Origin of the sequence: Janthinobacterium sp. NKUCC06_STL (assembly GCF_019345455.1) — a bacterium.
Taxonomy (GTDB): Bacteria; Pseudomonadota; Gammaproteobacteria; order Burkholderiales; family Burkholderiaceae_D; genus Janthinobacterium; species Janthinobacterium rivuli.
The window spans coordinates 95,071-121,070 of sequence record NZ_JAHKQY010000005.1; the positions used below are offsets into that span (position 1 = coordinate 95,071).

18 protein-coding genes, 1 tRNA gene and 1 other RNA gene are annotated in these 26,000 nt (G+C 61.4%); 15 read left to right on the plus strand and 5 right to left on the minus strand.

Annotation, left to right across the window (positions count from 1 at the left end; all coding sequences use genetic code 11):
• Positions 1 to 37: 37 nt before the first annotated feature.
• Positions 38 to 520, plus strand: coding sequence for a 6,7-dimethyl-8-ribityllumazine synthase (gene ribH / locus KO539_RS17650; protein WP_034759563.1), 483 nt, complete (start codon positions 38 to 40; stop codon positions 518 to 520).
• A gap of 188 nt (positions 521 to 708) precedes the next feature.
• Positions 709 to 1,179: a transcription antitermination factor NusB gene (nusB, locus tag KO539_RS17655; RefSeq protein WP_034786595.1), complete on the plus strand. Its 471-nt coding sequence runs from the start codon at positions 709 to 711 to the stop codon at positions 1,177 to 1,179.
• Between the two features lie 121 nt (positions 1,180 to 1,300).
• Here the strand turns inward: nusB and KO539_RS17660 are convergent, their stop codons facing one another.
• Positions 1,301 to 2,218: a lytic transglycosylase domain-containing protein gene (locus KO539_RS17660; RefSeq protein WP_171984962.1), complete on the minus strand. Its 918-nt coding sequence runs from the start codon at positions 2,216 to 2,218 to the stop codon at positions 1,301 to 1,303.
• A 478-nt stretch (positions 2,219 to 2,696) separates the two neighbouring features.
• Here KO539_RS17660 and ubiD point away from each other — a divergent pair, with 478 nt between their 5' ends.
• The 7 genes from ubiD (at position 2,697) to KO539_RS17695 (ending at position 10,616) form a co-directional block, all read left to right on the plus strand.
• Positions 2,697 to 4,181, plus strand: a complete 1,485-nt coding sequence (gene ubiD / locus KO539_RS17665; RefSeq protein WP_219310759.1) for a 4-hydroxy-3-polyprenylbenzoate decarboxylase — start codon at positions 2,697 to 2,699, stop codon at positions 4,179 to 4,181.
• A gap of 97 nt (positions 4,182 to 4,278) precedes the next feature.
• Positions 4,279 to 4,377: signal recognition particle sRNA small type (ffs, locus tag KO539_RS17670), an RNA gene on the plus strand.
• Positions 4,378 to 4,615: 238 nt separating this feature from the next.
• Complete coding sequence (gene dnaX / locus KO539_RS17675; protein WP_219310760.1) at positions 4,616 to 6,931, plus strand: DNA polymerase III subunit gamma/tau; 2,316 nt, start codon at positions 4,616 to 4,618, stop codon at positions 6,929 to 6,931.
• 42 nt (positions 6,932 to 6,973) lie between these two features.
• The gene (locus KO539_RS17680; RefSeq protein ID WP_034759121.1) at positions 6,974 to 7,300 is read left to right on the plus strand and encodes a YbaB/EbfC family nucleoid-associated protein; all 327 of its coding nucleotides are present in this window, start codon (positions 6,974 to 6,976) and stop codon (positions 7,298 to 7,300) included.
• 47 nt (positions 7,301 to 7,347) lie between these two features.
• Complete coding sequence (recR, locus tag KO539_RS17685; protein ID WP_034786598.1) at positions 7,348 to 7,938, plus strand: recombination mediator RecR; 591 nt, start codon at positions 7,348 to 7,350, stop codon at positions 7,936 to 7,938.
• 10 nt (positions 7,939 to 7,948) lie between these two features.
• Positions 7,949 to 9,169: a CaiB/BaiF CoA-transferase family protein gene (locus tag KO539_RS17690; RefSeq protein WP_219310761.1), complete on the plus strand. Its 1,221-nt coding sequence runs from the start codon at positions 7,949 to 7,951 to the stop codon at positions 9,167 to 9,169.
• Positions 9,170 to 9,482: 313 nt separating this feature from the next.
• Positions 9,483 to 10,616, plus strand: coding sequence for an esterase-like activity of phytase family protein (locus tag KO539_RS17695; RefSeq protein WP_219310762.1), 1,134 nt, complete (start codon positions 9,483 to 9,485; stop codon positions 10,614 to 10,616).
• On the opposite strand, the gene KO539_RS17700 is transcribed toward KO539_RS17695, so the two are convergent.
• The 4 genes from KO539_RS17700 to KO539_RS17715 all read right to left on the minus strand — a co-directional run bounded on the left by KO539_RS17700 (position 10,585) and on the right by KO539_RS17715 (position 18,052).
• Positions 10,585 to 12,744: a bifunctional diguanylate cyclase/phosphodiesterase gene (locus KO539_RS17700; RefSeq protein WP_219310763.1), complete on the minus strand. Its 2,160-nt coding sequence runs from the start codon at positions 12,742 to 12,744 to the stop codon at positions 10,585 to 10,587. The genes KO539_RS17695 and KO539_RS17700 overlap by 32 nt on opposite strands.
• A gap of 1 nt (position 12,745) precedes the next feature.
• Positions 12,746 to 15,601, minus strand: a complete 2,856-nt coding sequence (locus KO539_RS17705) for a response regulator (protein WP_219310764.1) — start codon at positions 15,599 to 15,601, stop codon at positions 12,746 to 12,748.
• Positions 15,602 to 15,791: 190 nt separating this feature from the next.
• On the minus strand, positions 15,792 to 15,992 hold the full coding sequence (locus KO539_RS17710) for a YbdD/YjiX family protein (protein WP_010396213.1): 201 nt from the start codon (positions 15,990 to 15,992) through the stop codon (positions 15,792 to 15,794).
• Positions 15,992 to 18,052, minus strand: a complete 2,061-nt coding sequence (locus tag KO539_RS17715) for a carbon starvation CstA family protein (protein WP_219310765.1) — start codon at positions 18,050 to 18,052, stop codon at positions 15,992 to 15,994. The genes KO539_RS17710 and KO539_RS17715 overlap by 1 nt, the downstream gene beginning before the upstream one ends.
• A gap of 245 nt (positions 18,053 to 18,297) precedes the next feature.
• Here KO539_RS17715 and KO539_RS17720 point away from each other — a divergent pair, with 245 nt between their 5' ends.
• The 6 genes from KO539_RS17720 (at position 18,298) to KO539_RS17745 (ending at position 25,901) form a co-directional block, all read left to right on the plus strand.
• The gene (locus KO539_RS17720) at positions 18,298 to 19,671 is read left to right on the plus strand and encodes a cache domain-containing protein (protein ID WP_219310766.1); all 1,374 of its coding nucleotides are present in this window, start codon (positions 18,298 to 18,300) and stop codon (positions 19,669 to 19,671) included.
• A 6-nt stretch (positions 19,672 to 19,677) separates the two neighbouring features.
• The gene (locus tag KO539_RS17725) at positions 19,678 to 20,307 is read left to right on the plus strand and encodes a response regulator transcription factor (protein ID WP_035826133.1); all 630 of its coding nucleotides are present in this window, start codon (positions 19,678 to 19,680) and stop codon (positions 20,305 to 20,307) included.
• Positions 20,308 to 20,571: 264 nt separating this feature from the next.
• Positions 20,572 to 21,696 (plus strand): EAL and HDOD domain-containing protein, encoded by a 1,125-nt coding sequence (locus KO539_RS17730; RefSeq protein WP_374106436.1) that lies wholly within the window; start codon positions 20,572 to 20,574, stop codon positions 21,694 to 21,696.
• A 1-nt stretch (position 21,697) separates the two neighbouring features.
• Entirely contained in the window at positions 21,698 to 23,743 is a 2,046-nt protein-coding gene (locus tag KO539_RS17735) for a bifunctional diguanylate cyclase/phosphodiesterase (protein ID WP_219310768.1), read from the plus strand.
• A gap of 147 nt (positions 23,744 to 23,890) precedes the next feature.
• Positions 23,891 to 23,980, plus strand: a tRNA-Ser gene (locus tag KO539_RS17740).
• A gap of 781 nt (positions 23,981 to 24,761) precedes the next feature.
• Positions 24,762 to 25,901, plus strand: a complete 1,140-nt coding sequence (locus KO539_RS17745; protein WP_219310769.1) for a hypothetical protein — start codon at positions 24,762 to 24,764, stop codon at positions 25,899 to 25,901.
• Positions 25,902 to 26,000: the final 99 nt, after the last annotated feature.

Consider the following 26,000-nt stretch of genomic DNA (forward strand, 5'->3'; position numbering starts at 1 on the left):
ATGGCGCCGCCGCTGATCACTTATAAAGAGGCTTATGATGACAGTAGGAGCATATGAAACCAATTTTGCCGGCGAAGGTTTGCGCGTCGGTATCGTCCAGGCACGATTCAATGAAATCGTCGGTGGTGGCTTGCTGTCGGCATGCCTGGAAGAGTTGAGCAAGCTGGGCGTGGCCGATGAAGATATCCTGCACGTGACCGTGCCGGGCGCCCTGGAAATCCCACTGATTCTGCAAAAAATGGCGGAAACCGAGCAATTCGACGCCCTGATCGCACTGGGCGCCGTGATTCGCGGTGAAACCTACCACTTCGAGCTGGTATCGAACGAATCGGGCGCGGGCATCACGCGCGTCGGTCTCGATTACGGCATCCCCATCGCCAACGCAGTGTTGACGACCGAAAACGACGAGCAGGCGGAAGTGCGCATGCTGGTCAAGGGAGCCGAAGCGGCACGCGTGGCAGTGGAAATGGCCAATCTGGCGCAAGCGCTAGAAGAGTTGCAGGACACCGACGAAGATTAAGCGCGTGTGATAAGAATGCCATGGCTGCGTTGCAAGGCCTCGCCGTACTTTCGTACTGTCTTCGGCCTCGCGCCTTGCCCTGACATCCTTCTCACGCACGCTTGAATTGCGGCTGCGCTGCCTAAAAGCGTGCCGCAGTGTCTCGTCGGAATTTGTAATGAACAAGTACTTAAAAACAGGTAACAATCATGACTGAGAAAAATTTGCTCGCCAATCCCAGCAAAAACCGCACGCCGCGTCACCGCGCGCGCGAGTTTGCGCTGCAGGGCTTGTACCAGTGGCTGCTGAACAATGAAGACGCGACCACCGTCGTGAACAATATTCGCGCGGCACACGGTTTCGACAAGGCCGATGGCGATCATTTCACGGTGCTGCTGTACGGCGCCATCAAGGATTCGCTGGCGCTGCGCGAAAGCATGGCACCATTGATCGACCGCAATATCGCGGAACTGTCGCCCATCGAACACGGCATCCTGCTGATCGGCGCTTTCGAGCTGAAGAACAACATGGAAATCCCGTACCGCGTCGTCATCAACGAAGCGGTCGAACTGGCCAAGTCGTTTGGCGGTATCGACGGCCACAAGTATGTGAACGGCGTGCTGGATAAATTGGCAGTGAAATTCCGCGAGGAAGAAGTGGGCGCCAACAAGCGCAAGTAATATAGTGAGTAGTTCCTGCGGCCTGCGCCGCAGGGCAATGAAAAAGCCACCGGCACTTGCATGCGGTGGCTTTTTTACTGGGCGCTACTTTTTGGATGCCCCTGTGAGGGCTTTTAAAGGGTCACAGGCCGGCGATCTCGTTGTGGGGCAGTACTTTGATGGTGATGCCGCTTTCCGCTGCCGGCGCCTTGGCTGGCGCTGGCGTGTTCGATGCCATCACCGGCGTCGTGGTCGGCACGCGCTGGCCGGCGGACACTTGTTTCAGGCGGCGGTATTCGGCCAGCACGCGCGAGCCGTAGCCCGAGTCGGTGGCGAAGTTGGCGGCGCCCACGTAGGTTTTGAGGCCCGCTTCGACGGATCCGCCACGCGTGACGTAGTCTTTCAGGATCAGGGAGCCGACGCGGATGTTGGCGACCGGATTCAAGGCTGCTTGCACGCCGCCCATTTCCTGGAAGCGCTCATGGTGCACTTTCGACATGACTTGCATCAAGCCTTGCGCGCCGACGGGGCTTTCCGCGAACGGATTCAAGCCCGATTCGATGGCCATCACGGCCAGGATCAGCAGCGGGTCCAGCTTGATTTCACGGGCCGTCAGGTAAGCCGTCGAGACGAGCATATTGGTCGCGTCGTTGGCCACGCGGTAGCGCTTGGAGAGCCAGTTGGTGACCCATTGCTGCTGCTTTTGCGTGCCCAGCAAGGCTTTTTCTTCCTTGCTCAGCGGTGCGTCGCTGGCGGCGGCCGTTTGCACGGAAGCGGGCGCTTCCATCAGTGCCGACAGGGCCGGCGCTTCAACGGCTTGTGCCTCTGCCATCGGCAGCGGGAACAGGCTGTGCGTCAGTTGCTTGCCCAGGTCAGGGCGGAACATCAGCAGGGCGATCAGTGCCAGGGCGGAAATGCCGAACACTGTCAGTGTGTGTTGTGCCGTGGTCAAAACGCCACGTGCCGAAATGGCTTGTGCGCGGGCGCGCAAACGCGCCAACGCTGGCTGGCCAGCCACGGTTGAAGCAGGCAATGCTGCTTCAGTGCTACGATGAGTCATAGAGTTCCCCGAAATGTCGCGTCAACAGGCAGTCCCTCCGCGGTGTCGCGGTGTTGTGGGTACTGCCAATGCCGTGCATCAGAAATATCATCGTTTCCGCCGCGTATGGATGCGTGCGAGAAACGCCGTCATTGCTTGCTTGAGCTGATCGGTCCCGTTTTGGTATTGGATCAGTCGCAATACAACTTTTACCGGGGGTAAGGCAGACGCCTTTTGAAAACACTCCTTAAAATGTCATGTGGAGCCCCGACTCCGTGAATGAAAGAGAAACGCTAAAATCAAGCTCTGGGCCGGCGTGCTCTTTCAAGTTGGGCGAATTGTAGAAGCCGTTTTATATCAAGTCAATACTAACGAATCGTTTCTTTATTACTTTTATGTCTTACTTTTTGACTTGCATTGTGCCAAAAGCCAATAAAATCAATTACTTGGCATAGATCCTTCAGCAACGGCGTCCGACGTCAAAAAAAATTAAAAACACATGAAATATTCAGATTTGCGAGATTTTATTTCTCAACTGCAACAAATGGGTGAACTTAAGCCCATTTCGACCCCCATTTCACCGATTTTGGAGATGACGGAAGTTTGCGACCGCACCTTGCGCGCAGGCGGACCGGCCTTGCTGTTCAACAATCCAACGGGATACACCATGCCGGTGCTGGGCAATCTGTTCGGCACCACGCGCCGCGTGGCCTTGGGCATGGGCGCGGAAGATGTCAGCGAGTTGCGCAAGATCGGCCATGTGCTGGCGCGCCTGAAGGAACCGGAACCGCCGAAGGATTTCAAGGATCTGCTGGGCCTGGGCTCGCTGGTGAAATCCGTGTGGGACATGTCGCCGAAAGAATTGCGCGGCGCCAAATGCCAGGAAATCGTCTGGGAGGGCAATGACGTCGACCTGGCGCGCCTGCCGATCCAGCATTGCTGGCCTGGCGATATCGCCCCCCTGATCACCTGGGGCCTGGTGATCACCAAGGGTCCGAACAAGAAGCGGCAAAACCTGGGCATCTACCGCCAGCAGGTATTGGGACGCAACAAGGTCATCATGCGCTGGCTGGCGCACCGGGGCGGGGCGCTGGACTTCCGCGAGCACGCCATTCAAAGCAAGGGCAAGCCGTATCCGATCGCCGTCGCGCTGGGCGCCGATCCCGCTACTATATTAGGGGCCGTCACGCCGGTGCCGGACAGCCTGTCCGAATACCAGTTCGCCGGCTTGCTGCGCGGCAGCCGTACCGAATTGGTAAAAGCGATTGGCAGCGAGCTGCGCGTGCCCGCGTCGGCCGAGATCGTGCTCGAAGGCCATATCTATCCGGATGAAAACCATCCGAGCGGCTACGAGCATGCGCTGGAAGGGCCGTATGGCGACCACACGGGCTACTATAATGAGCAGGACAGTTTCCCCGTGTTTACCATCGACCGCATCACCATGCGCCGCGACCCGATTTACCACTCCACGTATACAGGCAAACCGCCGGACGAGCCGGCCGTGCTGGGCCTGGCCCTGAACGAAGTGTTCGTGCCGCTGCTGCAAAAGCAGTTCAGCGAAATCACGGACTTCTATCTGCCGCCCGAAGGCTGCAGCTACCGCATGGCCGTGGTGCAGATCAAGAAACAGTACGCGGGCCACGCCAAGCGCGTGATGTTCGGCGTGTGGAGCTTCCTGCGCCAGTTCATGTATACCAAGTTCATCGTCGTGGTCGATGAAGACGTGAATATTCGCGACTGGAAAGAAGTCATCTGGGCCATCACGACGCGTGTCGACCCGATTCGCGACACGACCCTGGTCGACAACACGCCCATCGATTACCTGGACTTCGCCTCGCCGGTCAGCGGCCTGGGCAGCAAGATGGGCATTGATGCGACGAATAAATGGCCGGGCGAAACGACGCGCGAGTGGGGCACGACGATTGCCATGACACCGGAAGTGAAGGCGAAGGTGGATGGGATTTGGCAAGAGTTGGGCATTTAAGCCCAACGGCGTAAATGCCGGGGTCAGACCCGCCGGGTCTGACCCCGGATTTCAGCTTGCTTCCCCAATCTTGCGCAGGTCGGTTATAATTGTCCCCGGCGGGCCCCTGCGCATCGTGGCATGGCTAACCTGGTCAGGTCGGGAACGAAGCAGCCACGGCTATTAACCATGAGTGCCGCAGATCAGGCTCGCCTCCTTCGGGAATGTTTTATCAGGATCAACAATCAAGCTGCCATGGGCAGCTTTTTTGCTTTTACGGCCCCGTTTTCTTGCCGGCCCGCAGCACTGCCGGGCTTGCCGTGTTTTCCCTGTTTCTACCTGGCCATGTTATACAATTGCTGCTTTGCCGCGTTTGCCATATTGGAATGGCCCGGCCATGAGGCTTGCGCTCGCCGCGCAGGATCACCCGCAAAATCGCATGGTAAAATCTCAGCATGTCCTATCAAGTCCTCGCCCGTAAATACCGCCCCAAGAATTTCGAGACGCTCGTCGGCCAGGAGCACGTCGTGCGCGCGCTCACGCATGCCTTGCACAGCGGCCGATTGCATCACGCCTACCTGTTCACGGGCACGCGCGGCGTCGGCAAGACGACCCTGTCGCGCATCCTGGCCAAGTCGCTCAATTGCATCGGCCCCGACGGCACGGGCGGCATCACGGCCCAGCCTTGCGGCGTGTGCGAAGCGTGCACGGCGATCGATGCGGGACGCTTTGTCGACTATATAGAGATGGATGCGGCGTCGAACCGCGGCGTCGATGAAATGGCGCAGCTGCTCGAGCAAGCCGTGTATGCGCCAAGCAATGCGCGCTTCAAGGTCTATATGATCGATGAGGTGCACATGCTGACGAACCACGCGTTCAATTCCATGCTGAAAACCCTGGAAGAACCGCCCGAGCACGTCAAGTTCATCCTGGCCACGACGGACCCGCAAAAAATTCCCGTGACCGTGCTGTCGCGCTGCCTGCAGTTCAACCTCAAGCAGATGCCGCCCGGCCACATCATCAGCCACCTGGACAATATCCTGGGACAAGAGGGCATCGCCTTTGAACAGCCGGCCTTGCGCCTGCTGGCCCAGGGCGCCCACGGTTCCATGCGCGACGCGCTGTCCTTGACGGACCAGGCCATCGCGTATGCGGCCGGTGAAGTCACGCTCGACGCCGTGCAAGGCATGCTGGGTGCGCTCGACCAGTCTTATCTGGTGCGCCTGCTCGACGCGCTGGCGCAGCAGGATGGCGCCGATTTGCTGGCCGTGGCCGACGAGATGGCTTCGCGCAGCCTGTCGTATAACGGTGCCCTGCAAGATCTGGGCACCTTGCTGCACCGCATTGCGCTGGCGCAAACCGTGCCCGCCGCCTTGCCGCAGGATTTGCCGGAATACGCGGACATCGTGCGTCTGGCCGCCGCGTTTGACGCGGAAGAAGTCCAGCTGTTTTATCAGATCGCCGTGCATGGCCGCAATGAACTGGGCCTGGCGCCCGACGAATATGCGGGCTTTACCATGACCTTGCTGCGCATGCTGGCCTTTCGGCCCGGCATAGGCGGCGCCGATGGCGTGCCGGCGGTACCAGCCTCCGTGCCGGGCAACCGTCCCGCTGCCGTGGCCGCCGCGCGCGCCGCGGCAGGGGCATCCGCACCGGCAGCCCGCGCCGCCACGAACAGCGTGGCCAGCCACGCGGCCGTGACGCCACCTGCCGTGGTGGCAGCCGTTGCCGCCAGCATGGCGCGCAGCGAAGCGCCGCCACCACGCGCGGCTGCTCCGGCACCGGCACCAGCACCTGTAGCAGCCCCGGCACCAGCAGCAGTGCCGCCGCCTGCCGCTGCTCCCGCTGCGGCGGCCCCGGCAACCTCGGGCGCTCCGATCAGTTCCGCCCGCGCCGCCATCAATGCGGCGCTGGAAGCGGCCCGTGCCGCTTCGAAAGGCCGTCCGGGCAGCGCGCCATCGGCGCCATCGTCGGCGCCCAAGCCAGCCGCACCGGCACCGGCTGCGGAACCTGCCGCCGCGGCGCCAGCTCCGGCTGCACCCGTCCAGGCTGCTCCGCCGCCACCGCCCGCCGCCGCGAAAGCACCGGCGCCGTGGGACGATGCGCCACCGGTCGCCGTGATGGAAGCGCCAGCGCCCGTGCAGCAGGCACGTCCTGCCGCACCGCCGCCACAGCAGGCGCCGGCCGACGACGACTTGCCGCCGTGGGTCACCGAATTTTCCGACGACAGCGCCTCGGCCGCCGTGTCGGCGCCCGCCGCGCAAAGCAGCGAGCAGCCGGCCGTCATCATGCCGCAGCGTGCCGCCAAGCAAGCCGCGCCCAGCGGACCGTACGTGATCACGCCCGTGCCGGGCCTGGACTGGGACGGCAACTGGCCGGCCGTCGCTGCCGTGCTGCCCCTGCGCGGCATAGCCCAGCAATTGGCCGTGCAGGCCGAGCTGATCGAATGCCTGCACGACGGCCACAGCACCACGTTCCGCCTGCGCGTGCCGATCGACACGTGGCGCAGTCCGGCCAACGTGGAAAAACTGGCGGCCGTGCTGAGCGAGCGTTTCGGCCGCAAGGTCAACGTCGACACGGAACTGGGCGCCGTCTGGTACACGGCCAGCGCGGAAGCGCAGGCCCACCGCGAGGCGTGCCAGTTGCAAGCGGAAGAAACCATTGCCAGCGATCCCTTCGTGCTCGACATGAAGCGTGCATTCGACGCTTTTGTTGTGCCGGGAACGATTACCCCTGCACCGGCGGGCTCCGCCGCGCCGACCCTGCATTAATGATTAACAAAACTCACAAACTGAATTGAACGGAGCATTCTCATGATGAAAAATCAACTGGCTGGCCTGATGAAGCAGGCGCAAGCAATGCAAGACAACATGAAAAAAGCCCAGGAACAACTGGCGCTGGTGGAAGTGGAAGGCCAGTCCGGCGCCGGCCTGGTGAAAATCGTCATGACGTGCAAGAACGACGTCAAGCGCGTGTCCATCGACCCGTCGCTGCTGGCCGACGACAAGGACATGCTGGAAGACCTGGTCGCCGCCGCCTTCAACGACGCCGTGCGCAAGGCGGAAGCGACGTCCGCTGAAAAAATGGCAGGCTTGACTGGCGGCATGAACTTGCCAGCCGGCTTCAAAATGCCATTCTGATGCACTACCGCATGCGCTCGATCTGTGGCACGGGGCAGGGTTGATCCATGTCCAAGTCGCTTGAATTTTTGACCGAGGCGCTGCGGCGCCTGCCCGGCGTCGGCCCCAAGTCGGCGCAGCGGATGGCGTTTCATTTGTTGCAGCACGATAGGGAAGGCGCGGCCATGCTGTCGCGCGCTCTGTTCCAGGCCGTCGATGCCGTGCATCACTGCGGCCTGTGCAATACCTTTACCGAACACGAAGTGTGCGAGACCTGTCTCGACGAAGAGCGCGACAAGCGCTTGCTGTGCGTGGTGGAAACGCCCGCCGACCAGCTGATGATCGAGCAGACGCTCACCTACAAGGGCCTGTATTTCGTCCTCATGGGACGACTCTCTCCGCTGGACGGCATCGGCCCGAAAGATATCCACCTCGAAAAACTGCTGAACCGCGCCAACGATGGCGTGGTCGGCGAAGTGGTGCTGGCCACCAACTTTACCAATGAAGGCGAAGCGACGGCCCATTACATCAGCGAAATGCTGAAGGCGCGGGGCTTGCGCGTGAGCCGCCTGGCCCGCGGCGTGCCCGTGGGCGGCGAACTGGAATACGTCGACGCGGGCACGATTGCCCGCGCGATGCTCGACCGCAGGGCAACCTGAACTGATCTCTATGACTGAACCCTCCGCGAATACTGGTCCTTTAAAAGGTATCAAAGTCCTTGAACTGGGCACCCTGATCGCGGGGCCGTTCTGCGCCCGCATGCTGGCCGAATTCGGCGCCGACGTGATCAAGATCGAGTCGCCCGATGGTGGCGACCCCATCCGTACCTGGAGGGTGCTGAAGGATGGCACCTCGCTATGGTGGTCGGTGCAGGCACGCAACAAGAAAAGCGTCACCCTGAACCTGAAGTCCCCCGAAGGCCGTGCCATCGCTCGCCAGCTGGCCCTGGAAGCGGACATCATCGTCGAGAACTACCGCCCCGGCGTGCTGGAAAAGTGGGATCTCGGCTACGAACAGCTCAAGCAGATCAAACCGTCCCTGATCATGGTGCGCCTGTCCGGCTTTGGCCAGACGGGGCCGATGAAGGACTTGCCCGGTTTCGGCGCCATTGGCGAGTCGATGGGCGGCTTGCGCTATGTCTCCGGCTTTGCCGACCGTCCGCCCGTGCGCGTCGGCGTGTCGATTGGCGACTCCGTGGCGGCCCTGCACGGCGTGATCGGCGCCATGATGGCCTTGCGCCACCGCGACGTGACGGGTGGGCGCGAACATGGGGAAGGGCAGATGGTCGACGTGGCCCTGTACGAATCCGTGTTCAACCTGATGGAGTCGCTGGTGCCCGAATACGACCAGGCGGGCGTCGTGCGCGAGCGCACGGGCGGCTCCTTGCCCGGCATCGTGCCATCGAATACCTACACGACGGGCGACGGCGAAAACATCGTGATTGCCGGCAACGGCGACGCCATCTTCAAGCGCTTGATGCTGGCCATGGGCCGCATCGACATGGCGGGCGACTCGCAACTGGCGCGCAACGACGGCCGGGTGGCGCGCACGCAGGAAATCGACGACGCCATCGGCGCCTGGTGCGCCACGCACACCATCGATAGCGCGCTGGCCGTGCTGAAAGCTGCCGACGTACCGGCCGGCAAAATCTACTCCGTGCGCGACATGATGAGCGACCCGCAATTTCTCGCCCGCAATATGTTCGAACAACACCATTTCGCCGACGGCACGCCCGTCAAATTGCCCGCCATCAGCCCGAAACTGTCCGCCACGCCGGGCAAGACGCAGTGGCTGGGACCGACCCTGGGCCAGCATAACGACGAGGTGCTGGCATCGCTCGGCTATGACGCTGCCGCCATCGCGCAGCTCAAGACCGATGGGGTGGTGTAGTGGGATGATGTCGGGAAGGTAGGTCGGTAGGTCGGATTAGCGGCGTAGCCGCGTAATCCGACGCCACCACCACGCTATTCCGACACCTCCCCAGGCCATGCCAACAATGTTGTCGGCTTACGCGCTTCGCGCTAAGCCGACCTACGCAACCGGGATTTTATACGGCCGCCATCGCGCGGAGGAAGGCTGATGGGATGTAGGTCGGATTAGCGGCGTAGCCGCGTAATCCGACACCACCACCGGCCAAGTTAATAATGTTGTCGGCTTGCGCGCTGTGCGCTAAGCCGACCTACGCAACTCACTGATACTTGTCATGCATCGATTTTTCCGTACCGCGCTTGCCCTGGCGTCTTCCGCCATCCTTCTTTCCGCCTGTACCAGCTTCCCCCACGACGCGCCGGTCACAGGCCTGCGCCTGATCGGCGAGCAGCGCATCGCGCTTAAATACGCGTTCGAGGGCACCTCGGTGGGCGGCCTGTCCGGCATCGATTACGATGCGGCCAACAACAGTTGGGTGATGGAAAGCGATGACCGCTCGGCAATCAATCCGGCCCGTTTCTACCGCGCCGCGCTGCACTACGACAGCAAGGCGTTTACGGGCGTGACCTTGAACAGCGTGCATTTCTTCACGCAGCCCGACGGCAGCCGCTATCCGAACCTGGCGCATGCCAGGCTGGAGCAGGGCGACCAGGTGGCCGACATCGAAACCATCCGCGTCGATCCGCAGGACGGCAGCCTGTGGTACGGCAGCGAAGGCAACCGCAAGGTGGGCTTGCACCCGTTCGTGCGCCATGCCGATAGCGGCGGCCACTACCTGAGCACCTTGCCCACGCCCGCCATGTTCAAGGTCTCGCAGGAAGCAACGGGATCGCGCAACAACATGAGTTTTGAAGCGCTGTCGTTCTCGTCGGATGGCAAGAGCTTGTGGCTGGGCATGGAAGCGGCGCTGTACCAGGATGGCCCGCTGGCCACGCCCGACATCGGCTCCGTCGTGCGCATCACCCGCCTGGACCGCGCCGGCACCGTGCTGGGCCAGTATGCATATGCTATCGAGCCGGTGGCGTCGCGGCCGGCGCCGGGCAAGGAAGCGGACAATGGCGTGTCGGAAATCCTTGCCGTCAACGGTCACCAGTTGCTGGTGGTGGAGCGGGCCGGCGTGGAACATGCGGACGGCGTGTATACGAACCACGTGCGCGTGTATGCAATGGACACGGATGGCGCCACCGACATTCAGGCCATCCCGGCTCTGGCGGGCGCGGCTTACGTGCCGGCGCGCAAGCGATTGTTGCTGGACCTGGAAAAGACCGGCCTGGCCAGAATCGACAATATCGAAGGCATCAGCTGGGGCCCGCGCCTGGAAAACGGCCGCCGCAGCCTGGTGATGATTTCCGACGATAATTTCAACGCCCAGCAAGTCACGCAAATCCTTGCCTTCGAAGTGCTCTAGTTTCCAGGCTGGCCAGCTGGCCCCTCTGCCTGGCCAGCATGGCCGTGATCGTGTCGTGCGGCGACGGGTGGCCCAGGAAGTATCCCTGCGCCATGTCGCAGCCGTATTCTTCCAGCATCAGCAGTTGCTCGTCCGTTTCCACGCCTTCGGCCACCACCACCATTTTCAAGCCATGCGCCATGGCGATGATGGCGCGCGTGATGGCCGCGTTTTCCGTATCCTGCGGCAAGCCGGCGATAAAACTCTTGTCGATCTTCAAGGCCCGCACGTCGAAGCGTTTCAAGTAATTCATTGACGAGTATCCTGTGCCGAAGTCATCGATCGACAGGTACACGCCGATGCCGCGCAATTGCTCCAGGGTCACCATGGTGGCGCGCGCATCGTCCATCAAGGTTCCTTCCGTCAATTCCAGTTCCAGCAGGCGCGCATCGAGGCCCGTGTCGGCCAGGGCCGAGAGCACGATCTGCATCAGGTTTTCATCCTTGAATTGCTTGGCCGACAGGTTGACGGCCATGCGGATGGCCCGCCCGCCATCGTTTTGCCACGCCTTGGCCTGGTTGCACGCCGTGCGCAGCACCCATTCGCCGATGGGCACGATCAACCCCGTCTCTTCGGCCAGCGGGATAAATTCCGTGGGCGAGATGATGCCCCGTTCCGGATGGCGCCAGCGGATCAGCGCTTCCACGCCGACGATTTGCGTGCTGGGCACGTCGATCTGCGGCTGGTACAGCAGGTACAGCTCGTTGTTCTGCAAGGCCTTCCTCAAGCCCACTTCCATCTTGACGTGGCTCATGATTTCCATCGTCAGCGAAGAACTATAGAGCTTGGCGTTGTTCTTGCCGCAGTTCTTCGCGTGGTACATCGCCGTGTCCGCATATTTCAAGAGCGAGTTGCAATCCTCGCCATCTTCCGGATACAGCGAGATGCCGATGCTGGCCGTGACGAAAATCTCGTGTCCCTCGATCATGAAGGGCCGGCGCATGGCTTCCTTGACGCGGTGCGCCACGTTCAGCGCGTCTTCCACGCGCTCCAGGTCGGGTATCAATATCGTGAATTCGTCGCCGCCCAGGCGCGCCAGGTTGCTGCCGCCGAAGACGGCTTCAAACTCGTGTTCGGCGCGCAGCACCAGGTCGCTGGGGCGGATGGTTTCGCGCAGGCGCTCGGACACCACCTTGAGCAAATGGTCGCCCACGTCGTGGCCCAGGGTGTCGTTGATGCGCTTGAAGGCGTCGAGGTCCATGAACAGCACGGCGAATTTTTTGTCGTATTCTTTCGAGCGCAGCAGCTCGCGCTCCAGCGTTTCCAGGAACGCTTGCCGGTTGGGGATGCCCGTCAGGCTGTCGCAATAGGCCAGGCGGCGGATCTGCTCTTCCGTGCGCTTGCGTTCGCTGATGTCGCGCACCAGGCCCAGGACTTCATCGGCCCCCGTCGCCACCAGGCGCGCCTCGAAATGGCGCGTGCTGTCTTCGTGCGTGAGCGTGTAGTCGACCGAGCCGATATGCTGCGTGGCCAGCACGGCGTGCGCCTGGTCGAGCAGGCGCGTGGCGATTTCGGGCGGCAGCACGTCGCGGATATGGCTGCCCACGCAGTCGGTGATGGAAAAGCCGGCGCTGGCGTCGTGGCCCTGTTCGTAGTCGAGATAAAAACCTTCGCGGTTGAGGCGAAAGAAGGTGTCGGGGATGGCGGCCAGTACGGCGCGGTTGTGCGCGTCGGCGATGCGCAGGCGGGCGATGGCGTCGCTGGCGCGCAGCACGTACAGCACGCGGTGTCCGAGGATGGGCCAGTTGATGGGTTTGGAAATGAAGTCGGTGGCGCCCACCTCGTAGGCGCGCGTGACGGCTTCCAGTTCATCGCCGCCCGTCACCATGATGATGGGCACGGTGCCGCCCACTTCCTGGTGGCGGATTTCGCGGCACACGGCAAAGCCGTCCATGGCCGGCATGTCGACGTCGAGCATGACCAGGTCCGGGCCGCTGTGCTTGTAGCTGGCCAGCGCCTGCACGCCGTCTTCGGCCTCGATCACGTCCAGGCCCACCTGCGTGAGCATCTGCCGCATCAGCAGGCGCATCACGGGATCGTCGTCGGCCACCAGCACCAGGCCGCGGGGAGGGGAGAGGGGCGCTGTCATGTCAGTGTTCCTTCACGAGGATGGCGTTCAGCGAGTCGCGTACGGCCAGGAAGGCTTGCTGCATCTGCAGCAGCAGGGGAGCCGCGCCCTCGGTGCTGCCGGCACGGCCCAGTTTTTCCATCTCCTTGCACAGCTGCGCCAGGCCGTCGGCGCCCACGTTGGCGCTGCTTGACTTCAGGCTGTGCGCCACCTTGCGCAGCGCTTCCGCATCGGCGCTGGCAATCGCTGCGCGCATGGCGCTCAACTGGCGCGGCGTCTCGCCGACGAAGGCCTGGATGACCCGTTCGAGCAGCGCATCGCCATCCGTGCCGGACAGGGCGCGGATGTTTTCCAGCGCTTGCCGGTTCAGCGGCTGGCTGGCTGGCGTGGGCTGCGGCGCGGGAGGCATCTCTGGCGGCGTTTGTTGCTCTGGCACTTCGCTGTGGTGCACGGTGGCCGCGCGCGGCAGGGTGATCCAGCGGGCAATCGTGTGGCCCAGGTCCTGCTGCGTGAACGGTTTGCTCAGGTAATCGTCCATGCCGGCCGCCAGGCATGCTTCGCGGTCGCCCTGCAGCGCATTGGCCGTGATGGCGACGATGGGCAGCACGCGCGCGTGGCCGCAGTGCTGTTCGTGGCGGCGGATTTCCGCCGTGGCGGCAAAGCCATCCATCACGGGCATCTGGCAATCCATCAGGATCAGATCGAAATCCTCGGCTTGCGCCGCCTGCAAGGCTTCTTCGCCGTTGCGCGCGCAGACGACATCGAGGCCCAGGCTGTCGAGCATGGCCAGCGCCACTTCCACGTTGACGGGATTGTCTTCGGCCAGCAGCACGCGGCGGCGCTGGCGCCGGCCCACCTGACGGGGCGCGTGCGGCGGATGGATGCGCATGCCCTCGCTGACGCGCGGCGGCGTGACGATGCAGTCGAACAGGTCGCATTCGCGGGCCGGCTTGATCAGCTGGTAGGCCACGCCCGCCTCGCGCCGCTGCACCGGGTCGGCCGCCGCCTGTTCCGTGCTCAGCAGTAGCAGCCTGAGGTCGGCCAGCAGCGGGTCGCTCTTGATGTTGGCGGCCAGGGCCAGGCCGCTGGTGCGCGGCAACTCCATGTCGAGCAGGGCCACGGCATACGGCGTGCCCGCCTGCGCGGCCGCGCGCAGCTTGCCCAGGCAGTCGCTGGCCGTGCCGGCGCTGTCGCTGACGATGTGCCAGCTGGCCAGTTGCCGCTCCAGCACGGCGCGCGTGGCGGGTGTGTGGTCGACGATCAAGGCGCGTAACCCTCGCGTGGTTTTCAGGTTGAAGGACGGGTCATCGCTGTCGACCCGCCGCTTATCGAAATTTACTTCGAACCAGAAGATCGACCCTTGCGTTAAAGCATTATCAACGCCGATAGTGCCACCCATCAGCTCCACCAGCTGTTTCGAGATCGTCAGTCCCAGGCCCGTGCCGCCGTGTTTGCGCGTGGTCGAGCCGTCCGCCTGCGAGAACGATTCGAAGATGCGCGTCTGCGCTTCGATCGACACGCCGATGCCCGTGTCGTGCACCTCGAAGCGCAAGCCCACGCTGGGCGCGTCTTCGCCGCAGACGGTCACTTTCACGGTGACCTTGCCCGTTTCCGTGAACTTGATGGCATTGCCCAGCAGGTTGACGATGATCTGGCGCAAGCGGTTCGGGTCGCCGCAGATGGCGATCGGGATGTCGTAGGCGATGTCGAATTCCAGGCTGATGTTTTTCGCTTCCGCCTGCGGCGCGAACACGTGTTCTATGTCGTCGAGCAATTCGCGGAAATTGAAGCGGATGTATTCCACGCTCAGCTTGCCCGCCTCGATCTTGGAAAAGTCGAGGATGTCGTTGATGATCACCAGCAAATTCTGTCCCGAACGCTGCACCATGCTCGTGTAGTGGCGCTGCTGCGGCGTCAGCTGGCTGGCCAGCAGCAGTTCCGTCATGCCCAGCACGCCATTCATCGGCGTGCGGATTTCATGGCTCATGGTGGCAAGGAAAGCGCTCTTCGCCTGGCTGGCCGCCTCGGCCGCGTCCTTGGCCTTTTCCAGCTGCGCCGTGCGCACGCCCACCTGGCGCTCGAGCTGGTCGCGGTAATTGGCCAGGGTGCTGTCGCGGCTGTCGATCTGCGCCAGCATGTCGTTGAAACTGTCGATCAGCACACCCAGCTCGTCGCTGCGCTGGTGCGCGATGCGGTGGCTGTAGGTCTGGCTGCTCGACACTTTTTGCGCCGTGTCGATCAGTTTGGTGATCGGTTCGGCGATCACGCTTTTGAAGCGCCGCGCCAGGAAGACGGCGATCAGGAAGGACAGCACGGTGGCGCCGCCGATGGCGCCCACGTGGCGGCCGATGTCGCGCCACATGTGGTTCAGGTCCGCCTCGATCAGCACGGCGCCGATGATCTGTTGCGGCTCGCCTGGCCGGTAGACGGGACGGTACAAGCGCATGGCCGGCGCCAGGGTCGTGCCCGAGCCTTGCGTGACGGGCTGCACGGCCATGTCGGCCAGCAAGGCAGGGTCCATGTCTTCCGGCGCCGCCAGGCCCGCCAGCTCCTTTTCGTGCTGCGACGCGCGGTACAGGGCGAACAAACGCCCGCCCTTGTCGAACAGGGCCGCCTGGGCCACCTCGTCGCGCGCGGCCAGCGCGGCCAGCACCTGTTCCGCCTGCGCCTGCGCCGATTTTCCCGCCAGCAAGGGCGCGGCGCTGGCCGCGCCGATCACGCTCGCCAGCGACAGCAGCTGCTTGCCTTCATCGCTCTTGTGGCTGAGCACGGACGTCAGCGCAAACGCCACGAACACCAGCAGCAGCGCGCAACCCGACGACAGTACCGAAATCATGGTCAGCTTCTGGCTGATGCTGGAGCGTTGGAAATTGAACATGGTTGCGGCGCTTCTCCGGTCGGCCTGTGGACTGTTTTTTAATTTCCTATTGGAAAAATATAGACGCGAAGACACACCACGATATTGATGTGGGTCTAAGGAAGGAGAGGGGAGGGGAACTTACTGAAGATGAAACAACGAGGGCGCAACAATGGGGTCAGACCCGGCGGGTCTGACCCCAGCACTTACATTAGCAACACCCTCCGCGTTTTCCCGCGCCGCCATAGCGGGCTTCCTGCCGTTCGCGGAAAAACTCTTCATACGTCATCATCGGCTCGCCGGGATGGGTCACTTCCCGGTGCGCCACATAGGTGTCGTACTCGGGCAAGCCGCACATGAGCCGCATGCTTTGCCCCAGATACCGTCCAGCCTTGATGATTTCGTCGATCATCATTGCACCGTGGGCAAGGCCTGGAACGGTGTTTCCTTGGTGCTCGGCTTGCTGTCGGCGCGCGCTTTCAAAATCGTGCGGATGCCGAAGAACAGCACGCTGACGACGACGATGACGAAGAAGGCGGCCAGGCCGGCATCCAGGTAATCGTTGAAGATGATCTGCTGCATCTGCGCCACCGACTTGGCCGGTGCCAGCAAAGTGCCTTCATCGAGCGCCGCCGAATATTTCTTGGCGTGCGCGAGGAAGCCGACGCGCGGGTTGGCGTCGAAAATCTTTTGCCAGCCCGCCGTCAAGGTGCACAGCAGCAGCCAGATGGTCGGCGTGATGGTGACCCATGCATACTGGCCACGCTTCATCTTGAACAGCACGCAGGTGCCGAGGATCAGCGCGATCGCGGCCAGCATCTGGTTGGCGATGCCGAACAGCGGCCACAGGGTGTTGATGCCGCCCAATGGATCGACCACGCCCTGGTACAGGAAGTAGCCCCAGGCCGCCACGCACAGGCCCGTGGCCAGCAGGTTGGCGATGACGTTTTCCGTCTTTTTCAGGCTAGGCACGAAGCTGCCCAGCAAGTCTTGCAGCATGAAGCGGCCGGCACGCGTGCCCGCATCGACGGCCGTCAGGATGAACAGCGCTTCGAACAAAATCGCGAAGTGGTACCAGAAAGCCATCATGGCCTTGCCGCCGATGGCGCCGGACAGGATCTGCGCCATGCCGACGGCCAGGGTCGGTGCGCCACCGGCGCGCGAGATGATGCTGTGCTCGCCAACGTCCTTGGCCGTCTGCGTCAGCATTTCCGGCGTCACATAGAAGCCCCACTGCGAGATCGCCTGTGCGGCGGACTCGGCCGTGGTGCCGATCAGGGCGGCCGGGCTGTTCATGGCGAAATAGATGCCTGGCTCGATGGTCGAGGCGGCCACCAGGGCCATGATGGCAACAAACGATTCCATCAGCATGGCGCCATAGCCGATGAAGCGGGCGTGGCTTTCGTTTTCAATCATCTTCGGCGTGGTACCCGAGGAAATCAGCGCGTGGAAGCCGGAGACGGCGCCGCAGGCGATCGTAATGAACAGGAAGGGGAACAGATTGCCCGACCAGACAGGGCCGGAGCCATCGATGAACTTGGTCATGGCCGGCATTTTCAGGTAGGGCGCGACGACGATGATGCCGATGGCCAGGCCCAGGATGGTGCCGATTTTCAGAAAAGTCGACAGGTAGTCGCGCGGCGCCAGCAGCAGCCACACGGGCAGGACCGAGGCGATGAAGCCGTAGCCGATCAGCATCCACGTCAGTTCCGTTCCCGTGAACGTGAACATCGGACCGAGCACCGCGTGTTCCTGTACGTACTGGCCGCCGATGATGGCCAGCATCAGCAGGACGAAGCCGATGATGGAAATCTCTCCGATGCGGCCCACGCGGATGAAGCGCGAGTACACGCCCATGAACAGGGCGATGGGGATCGTCGCCATCACGGTGAAGCTGCCCCATGGGGAACCGGTCAGCGCCTTGACGACGATCAAGGCCAGCACGGCCAAAATGATGACCATGATCATGAAGCAGCCGAGGAGCGCGATCATGCCGGGAATTTCGCCCAGTTCAGCCTTGATCAGGTCGCCCAGCGAGCGGCCATCGCGGCGCATGGAAATGAACAGCACGATGAAATCCTGCACGGCGCCGGCAAACACGACGCCAGCCAAAATCCACAGCATGCCGGGCAAATAGCCCATCTGTGCGGCCAGCACGGGGCCGACCAGCGGGCCGGCGCCGGCAATCGCCGCGAAATGGTGGCCGAACAGCACATATTTGTTGGTCGGCACGTGGTCGAGGCCATCGTTGTGCTTGAAGGCCGGCGTCATGCGGCGGGCATCCAGGCCCAGCACCTTGTCGGCGATGAACAGGCTGTAGAAACGGTAGGCGATCAGATAGACGCAGACGGCGGCGATGACGATCCAGATCGCGCTGATCGGTTCGCCACGTTGCAGGGCAACGACGCCCAGGGACCCGGCGCCTGCCAGCGCAAGCGCTGCCCAGCCGAGCTGTTTGAAAATGCGGTTCATGCTTCCTCCAGAGATTGACGGGCGCTGTGCCGTGCGATGATGTGTGCTGCCGAGCCTGGTCGTCGCCAGTTTGGGTGTGAATTGGGTGTATCTGCAGCTTATGGCGAGTATTCAGGAATCGTATAATCGATGCAAGCGCACGACTACGCAGTAACGCTCAGTATTACTACGCAGACCGATTGCCGCGCCGCGACGTAAAATCACGCATTCCCACCAGCATCGACGCCGCCGGAGCGCGCAAGGCCATGAAACTCAGACAGAAAGTCATCTTCCTGGCCATCACGCCGCTCATCCTCGCGCTGTGCGCCATCGCGTTTGCCGTGCGGCATCAGGCGATTACCCTGGCCGAGCAGCAGCGCGCCACCATCCAGCAAGCGTACTTGGCCAGCAAGGAAGCCGAGCTCAAGCATTACGTGACCCTGGCCAGCCATTCCATCGCCTCCCTGTACCAGTCGGGGCGCAAGGATGACGCCACGCAAGAGGAGGCCAAGCGCATCCTGTCCGCCCTCAGCTATGGCGACGATGGCTATTTCTTCATCTATGATTTGCAGGGCAAGTCGCTGATGCATCCGCGCCAGCCCGAGCTGGTGGGACAGAATCTGTGGCAATTGCGCGACGCCGAAGGCAATCTGACCATCCAGCGCCTGATGCAGCGGGCCAGGAGCGGCGGCGGTTTCGAGCGCTACAACTGGATCAAGCCGTCGAGCAACAAGTCCGCGCCCAAGCTCGGTTATGTGATCCTGATGCCGGAGTGGGGCTGGATGATGGGCACCGGCATCTACATGGATGACGTGGATCAGGCGCTGGCCAAGGTCGACGCCCAGCAGTCGCGCAATATCTGCTCGACCATGGAGCTGATCGCCGCCATCGCCATCCTCGGCTCCCTGCTGGTGGCCGCCTGCGGCCTCGTGTTGAACCTGCGCGAATTGCGCGTGGCCGACGCCAAGCTGAAAGTGCTGGCGCAGAGGGTGGTCGAGTCGCAGGAGGAGGAGCGGGCGCGGCTGTCGCGCGACTTGCATGACGGCATCAGCCAGTGGCTGGTGTCGATCAAGCTGCAGATCGAGGCGGGCATCGCGCGCCTGGGTGGCAATGCTGAGCAGAAAGACAAGGCGCCCGCCACCTTCGAGCGGGCCGCCGAGCAACTGAACAAGGTGCTGGGCGAGGTGCGGCGCATTTCGCACAATCTGCGTCCGGCCATTCTCGACGACCTGGGCCTGGCCGCCGCGCTCGACCACCTGGTGCATGAATTTAACGACAGCAGCAGCGCGCAAGCCAGTTTCACGGCCAGTCCCGCGGCGGCGGGCGAGGGCTTGCCCGATATGGTCAATACCGTGCTGTTCCGCATCGCCCAGGAAGCGCTGACCAATTGCGAGCGCCACGCCCACGCGCGCGGCGTGGAAGTGAGCTTGCTCGAAGCGGGCAAGGCCGTGGAATTGCGCATCCAGGACAATGGCGGCGGCTTCGATTTCGATGGCATCGCCCTGCATCCGCAGCGCGGTATCGGCCTGCGCAACATGACGGAACGCATGGAAGCCATCGGCGGCAGCCTGCACATCACCTCGTCTCCGGCCGGCACCGTAGTGCTGGCGCGGCTTGAGCTTTCCTCCACATTAAAATAGAGAACCATGACCGAGAAGATCAACATCCTGCTGGTGGACGACCACCCCCTCGTGCGCGACGGCTTGCGCGCGCGCCTGGAAGCGGTGGCGCATTTCGACGTGGTGGCCGAAGCGGGCGGGGCCGACGAGGCGCTGGCACAGGCGCGTCTCCACCAGGTCGACCTCGTGTTGATGGATATCAATATGCGCGGCATCAACGGCATCGAAGCGACGGCGCTGTTCAAGCAGGCGTTTCCGCAGATTGCCGTGCTGATCCTGTCCATGCACGACAAGCTCGAATATGTGTCGCAAGCCATCGCCGCCGGGGCGCGCGGCTATGTGCTCAAAGATGCTCCTGGGAAAGATATCGTCTTCGCCATCGAGACGGTGATGTCGGGCGGTATCTATTACAGCGCGGCGCTGGCGCGGCAGCTGTCGCGTCCGCAAGTCCATGATTCCTTCCTCACCACGCGCGAGCAGCAGGTGCTGCAGCACATCGCGGCGGGCCAGTCGAACAAGCAGATCGCCCGCGCGCTCGATCTGAGCGTGCGCACGGTGGAGACGCACCGGCTGAACATCAAGCGCAAGCTCGGCATCGAAGGGCAGGCCGAATTGATCAAATACGCGGTCGAACACGCGCATGGCGGCAGCGCCTGAGCATGCGCGCGCCGTGCCGGATTTTTGCCACACCCGCATGGCAGGCGGGTCTCGCGGGGGAATGTTCTTTTTGAACATTTATTGCCAAAATTAAACTGTTTCATGGGTGAGATTCGGATAGAATGATTCTCGCTGTCGAGGGCATCCCTGTCGGGCCAGGGTTGCCAATGCTGGTCAGTTTATTTACTATGGCGCCCTACCCACACTGAGATACCGATGTCAGCGTCTGAATCAAACCTGTTTCCGTTGGTGGGATTACAAGCAGTGGCCAATGCTCATAACGAGTGGGTCGCTGTCACCCTGCATGGTCCGCAGGCCTGGACGGCGCCGCTGCTGGCGGCGCTGGCCGCCGCCGATGCGTATGCCTTCCTGGCGCCGCTCGACTGCATCATTCCCCTGGCCGACCCGCATGGCGTGGACGAGGCCGTGCTGGCGCAACTGGCGCCGCAACGCACCATCTTCCGTTTGCCGGCGCACCTTGCCGGCGACAAGCAACTCCAGAAAAAATGCCAGCAATGGCGCGACGCCGGCTACCGCATCCTTCTCGATGGGGCCGAAGCCGGTCCCGTGGTGGCGGCGCAAGTCGACGCGCGCGCGCTGAGCTTTGACGCGGCCGGCGCGCACCCGGCCCTGCACCAGTTGCTGCCCCTGGCGGGGCCGCACCTGGCCTACAACATCGCCGACGCGGGGCAGTTTGCTGCCTTGCAAGAACTTGGCGTCAGCTGGTTTGCCGGCGATTACGCCCTGCACCATGCGCGCCAGCAAAGCGAGCCGGAAGACGCCACGTCGCGGCGGCGGCTGATGTCGCTGCTGGGCTTGCTGGCCCGCGATGCCGATGCGCACGAGCTGGAAGTGCCGCTCAAGCAAGACCCATCGCTCAGCTATCATTTATTGAAGCTGGTCAATTCAGCCGCCTTTGGTTTCACGGCGCCGATTACCAGTTTCAGCCAGGCCATCACCTTGCTGGGCCGGCGCCAGCTGCAGCGCTGGCTGCAACTGCTGCTGTATGCGCGGCAACAGGACGACGGCAAGATCCACGCGCTGCTGCCGCTGGCGGCCGTGCGCGCGGCGCAGATGGAAGCGCTGTGCCAGCTGCGCGGCGGCGACCGCGACGCGCAAGACCTGGCCTTCATGGCGGGCGTGTTCTCGCTGCTCGACGTCTTGCTGGGCATGCCGATGGAAGAGATCATCGCCACCCTGAACCTGGCACCGGAAGTGAGCATCGCCTTGCTCGAACGCAATGGCGAGCTGGGCACCTTGCTGGCGCTGGTCGAAAGCGCCACGCCACCGCCTGAAGGCTTGCGCCGCGCCGGCATCGATGGAGAAACCTATTGGCGCAGCCTGCTGCAGGCCTACCAATGGGCCATCCAGGTCAGCCGGAACCTCTAGCATGACCCTGTTTCCGGTGTCGGATTTCCTTGGTGACAGCGCCGCCCTGTGCGACGCCGTCGTGCGTTTGCGCGGCCCCGCGCTGGTCACTGAGCTGGGCCGTATCGCCAGCGCCGTGATGGCCAGCCCGCATGGCCAGTTCCTGCCCGCGGCCAGCACCGATGGCGGCGCTCCGCCCGCGCCTTTCCTCCGCGATACGCCTGCCTTGCTGCAGGAAATCAGTTTCGATGGCCATTGCTTCGGCCATTACAGCGTGGCGGGACGCAGTGTGTACAGCGACGCCGACCGTCGCCACCTGGCCAGCCTGGCGTCGCTGACGGCTGGCGTCTTGCAAGTGCATTCGCTGGCGCAACGTTCCACGCACGCCTACGCGCAAGTGGAAGCCTTGCTGGCGCAGCAGACGCAAATCCTCGACCAGTTGCACGAATCCGTGCTGACGATGGATTTGACCGGTTACATCACCAGCTGGAACAAGGGCGCCGAGCGTCTGTTCGGCTACACCTCGGTGGAAGCCGTAGGGCGCAACATCCTGTTCCTGTACGACGACGAAGACACGGGTTTCCACGACGCCTTCCTGGAGCAGGGAGGGCGCCTGATGGAGGTGCGCCGCCGAAAGAAGTCGGGCGAGATCTTCTGGGCCAGCCTGTCCCTGTCGCCGCTGCAAGACCTGGACGACAAGCCCATCGGACTCATCGCCTACCTGACGGACATCACCGAGCGCAAGCTGGCCGAAGAGCGCTTGCACCACCTGGCCTATTACGACCCGCTGACCAGCCTGCCCAACCGCACCCTGCTGGCCAAGCTGGTCGACCAGGCCCTCTCCGTGGCGCAGCGCAGCAAGATGCTCGGCTGCGTGCTGTTCATCGACCTGAACCGTTTTAAACTGATCAACGACACCTTGGGCCGGCGCATCGGCGACGAACTGCTGCGGCAAGTGTCGCTGCGTTTCCGCCATGCCTTGCGCGACCAGGACCTGGTGGCGCGCCTGGGCGGCGACGAGTTTGCCGTCGGCCTGTTCGACATCGGCCAGCACTTCGAGGCCAGCATGGTGGCGCAAAAGCTGCTGTCTTCGCTGGTGGAGCCGTTCCTGATCGAAGGCCACGACTTGCGCGTGGGCGCCAGCATCGGCATCAGCGTCTACCCGCAAGACGGGCAGGACGCGGAAACCCTGCTGCGCTTGGCCGACATCGCCATGTACCGTGCCAAGCAGGACAGCGGCGGCGAGGCGGAAAGCGTGGCCTTCTACAGCCAGGACATGAATCTGGGCATGCAGGCGCGCATGCGCCTGGAAACAGGCTTGCGCCAGGCTTTGTCCGAGCAGCAACTGCTGCTGCACTACCAGCCGAAATACGCGCTGGGTAGCGGGCGCATCATCGGCGCCGAAGCGCTGGTGCGCTGGCACCACCCGCAGCACGGCATGATCCCGCCAGCCGAATTCATCCCCCTGGCCGAATCGACGGGCCTGGTGGTGCAAGTGGGCGAATGGGTGCTGGAAGCGGCCTGCGCCCAGGCGCAAGCGTGGAAACTGGCCGGCCTGCCGCCGATCCGCCTGGCCGTCAACGTCTCCGCCCGCGAATTCACGGCAGCCTTGCCCGCCAGGGTGGCGGCGACCCTGTCCCGCTACGGCCTGGAAGCGGCCTGGCTGGAACTGGAAATCACGGAAAGCACCCTGATGCACAACATCGAGAGAGTCATCGGCATCATGGACCGCATCACGGCCTTGGGCGTGGCCCTGTCGCTGGACGACTTCGGCACCGGTTATTCCAGCCTGTCCTATTTGAAACGCTTCCCCATCGACACGTTAAAAATCGACAGGTCCTTCACCACCGGCATCCCGACAGACGCCAGCGACTGCGCCATCGCCAGCACCATCATCAGCATCGCCCAGCAGCTGCACCATAAAGTGATCGCGGAAGGCGTGGAAACGACCGAGCAGCTGGCCTTCCTGAAGAGTTCGGGCTGCGACGAAGTGCAAGGCTATCTGTTCTCGCGCCCCTTGCCAGCGGTGGAGTTCGAGAAGGCGCTGCGGGAAAACTGGGGTCTGTAAGGCTTAGCTTTGGTGTGCCAGCGCAGGCGTTGACTCCGCAGGCGAAGAGCCGTGGGTGTTCTCCTGTCCGCTTCGCTGGGGGAAATAAGGCCACGGGAGTGCTAGCCATTGGTAAGCCACTGACCTTTATGTATAATACTGCCATCTGGAAGCGTGGCCGAGTGGTTGAAGGCACTAGTCTTGAAAACTAGCGACGGGTTACACTGTTCGTGAGTTCGAATCTCACCGCTTCCGCCAGGAAATAAAGAAACCGCCTACGGGCGGTTTTTTATTGCCTGGCGGAAGCGAGCAGGGCGCCTTCGCGCCCTGCGTGTGAGATTCGAAGGGCTGGGCCTACCGGCCCAGCCCGCCCCGAATCCTCCAACTGCTGCCGCTGCGCGGCAGCCCCGCGCGCCGCAGGCGCGCGTTCGTGATTCTAATTAGCTTTTCAACTGAGCCAGCCTGTAACGACGGCCAACGCATCAGTTCGTGTCCGAATGGTGGACCCTCGAACGCTGCGGCTGGTGTAGATGTGTTGTATTTGCTGACAGGAGAACATGCGCTGTCTGCGTTGCCTGTGGACGAGCATGAACTGTTGACTGGCTATCGAAGTATAGATGTTCGCGGGAAAGCAGGCGTACTTGGGATGATTAGCGGGATGTGCTCGCCAACGCCCCCGACATCCCAAGCAGGGAATGCCCCACACGTCGAAACCCATAGCAAGATTGGGCAAAATTTCGTGGGGAATATCATTGGGCCGCAGACTTTTAATGTGGCCGGCAGCGGACGAAAAAAGGAAAAATAGTCTGCAAATGATTCACCTTCTTAAGCTTATTGTAATTGCAGCTTGTTTGGTCTGCATAATTTTCAGTGGCGGAATCAGTGATGGCAAGCGATTGATGAAGAGAGAGAACCGGCCGTTTCTATTTTTAATCGAAAAATAGTCTATACTCAACGTGTATTGATAGGTTCGCTTTAGACGCCAATTGTATCAAACGAAAAATATAACCGGTTTCCCCTACATTCAATGCATACTGGTGTGATAGCACCACTCTTTCGGTCAAATAAAATGTTAAAAATAAAGCAACGAAAAACTCATAAGAAAAAGATAGATAAAAAGCTTCCTAATCAAAAGATCGACCTCAAGTTCTCTCGAGCGGGTGTTGCGACAATGCTCTATAGTGGACAATCTACTTATCGATCTTCTTCGCCAGCAACAGACTCACTTAAAATATTTAATAAAAAAATAGAAATTATTTCGAAAAGATCGACCAATGCTGAAAATCCTTTAAGGGCGCACAACAGCACGTTTTTGAAGCAGATAGTAAAGGCCATATGTCTTTACTATATCGTTGAAAAACATCCCAATCAACTTCGAGAAATTAAGATCACGCAGATGATGGGTAGCGATGTTGTCGGATCAAATACTATATTGAAGTCAGATCTACGGCAAGTCTTAACACGCTCTACGGATCTTGCGATTTTAGGAAACATCGTTCCAGCTAAGGCAGCAATACTACTAAATGAATCTATTGTTGGGCGTGCTGTATTAAATGCCGCCACGCACTTGATAAAATCATTGGACTCATCAAGTCCTTTCGATCGTTTCGAAAAACTTTGGCGTGCCTTTAATGCGTTATACAAGGCGTTCGCTAAGAAAAGTACCGATCAAGAATGTCATGTTGAACTTAGAAAGCATATTGAGAAATACCCAGGTATATTTCCGCTATCAATCGCGAAAGTGTCGCCTCTTTCTGTTGCAAATATTCGGCCAATGATTCGATTTAATCAGATGATTCTAAATAATCATCCAACGCAAAGAAGAACTGAAGCTCTTAAGGATTCGATTGAGAGAAACAAAGATACTCGTATTCTTGAGATTTATTTGGCATCACTTCCCGTTCGTGAAAAGTTCCTGAAGAATGATAGCTTATATGCAGCTACACTGTTGTATATCGTGAATGGTATCCAGGCAAAAGTGACTCGTGATAGCGACGTACTTTCAATTTTATGCATTAAGTACATGTATTTTGTACGAAATAAGATGGCCCACGCTGAGAAAGCTGATCATGGGTTCTCCTTCCTTCATGGCGGAGCTGAAGAGTTGGAAATACGTTGGCTCACGCCAATCCTTGAGGCCCTCGTAATTGATCTTATTAACATAAGTGATACGTTTTAATGTGTGATTTGGCCTAGGGGGCGGGGGCAGGTCTGCCATTCGGGCACGATCTCAGCCTTGGGGTCTTGGCTCACAGCAAGCTATGGTGCATTAATTGTC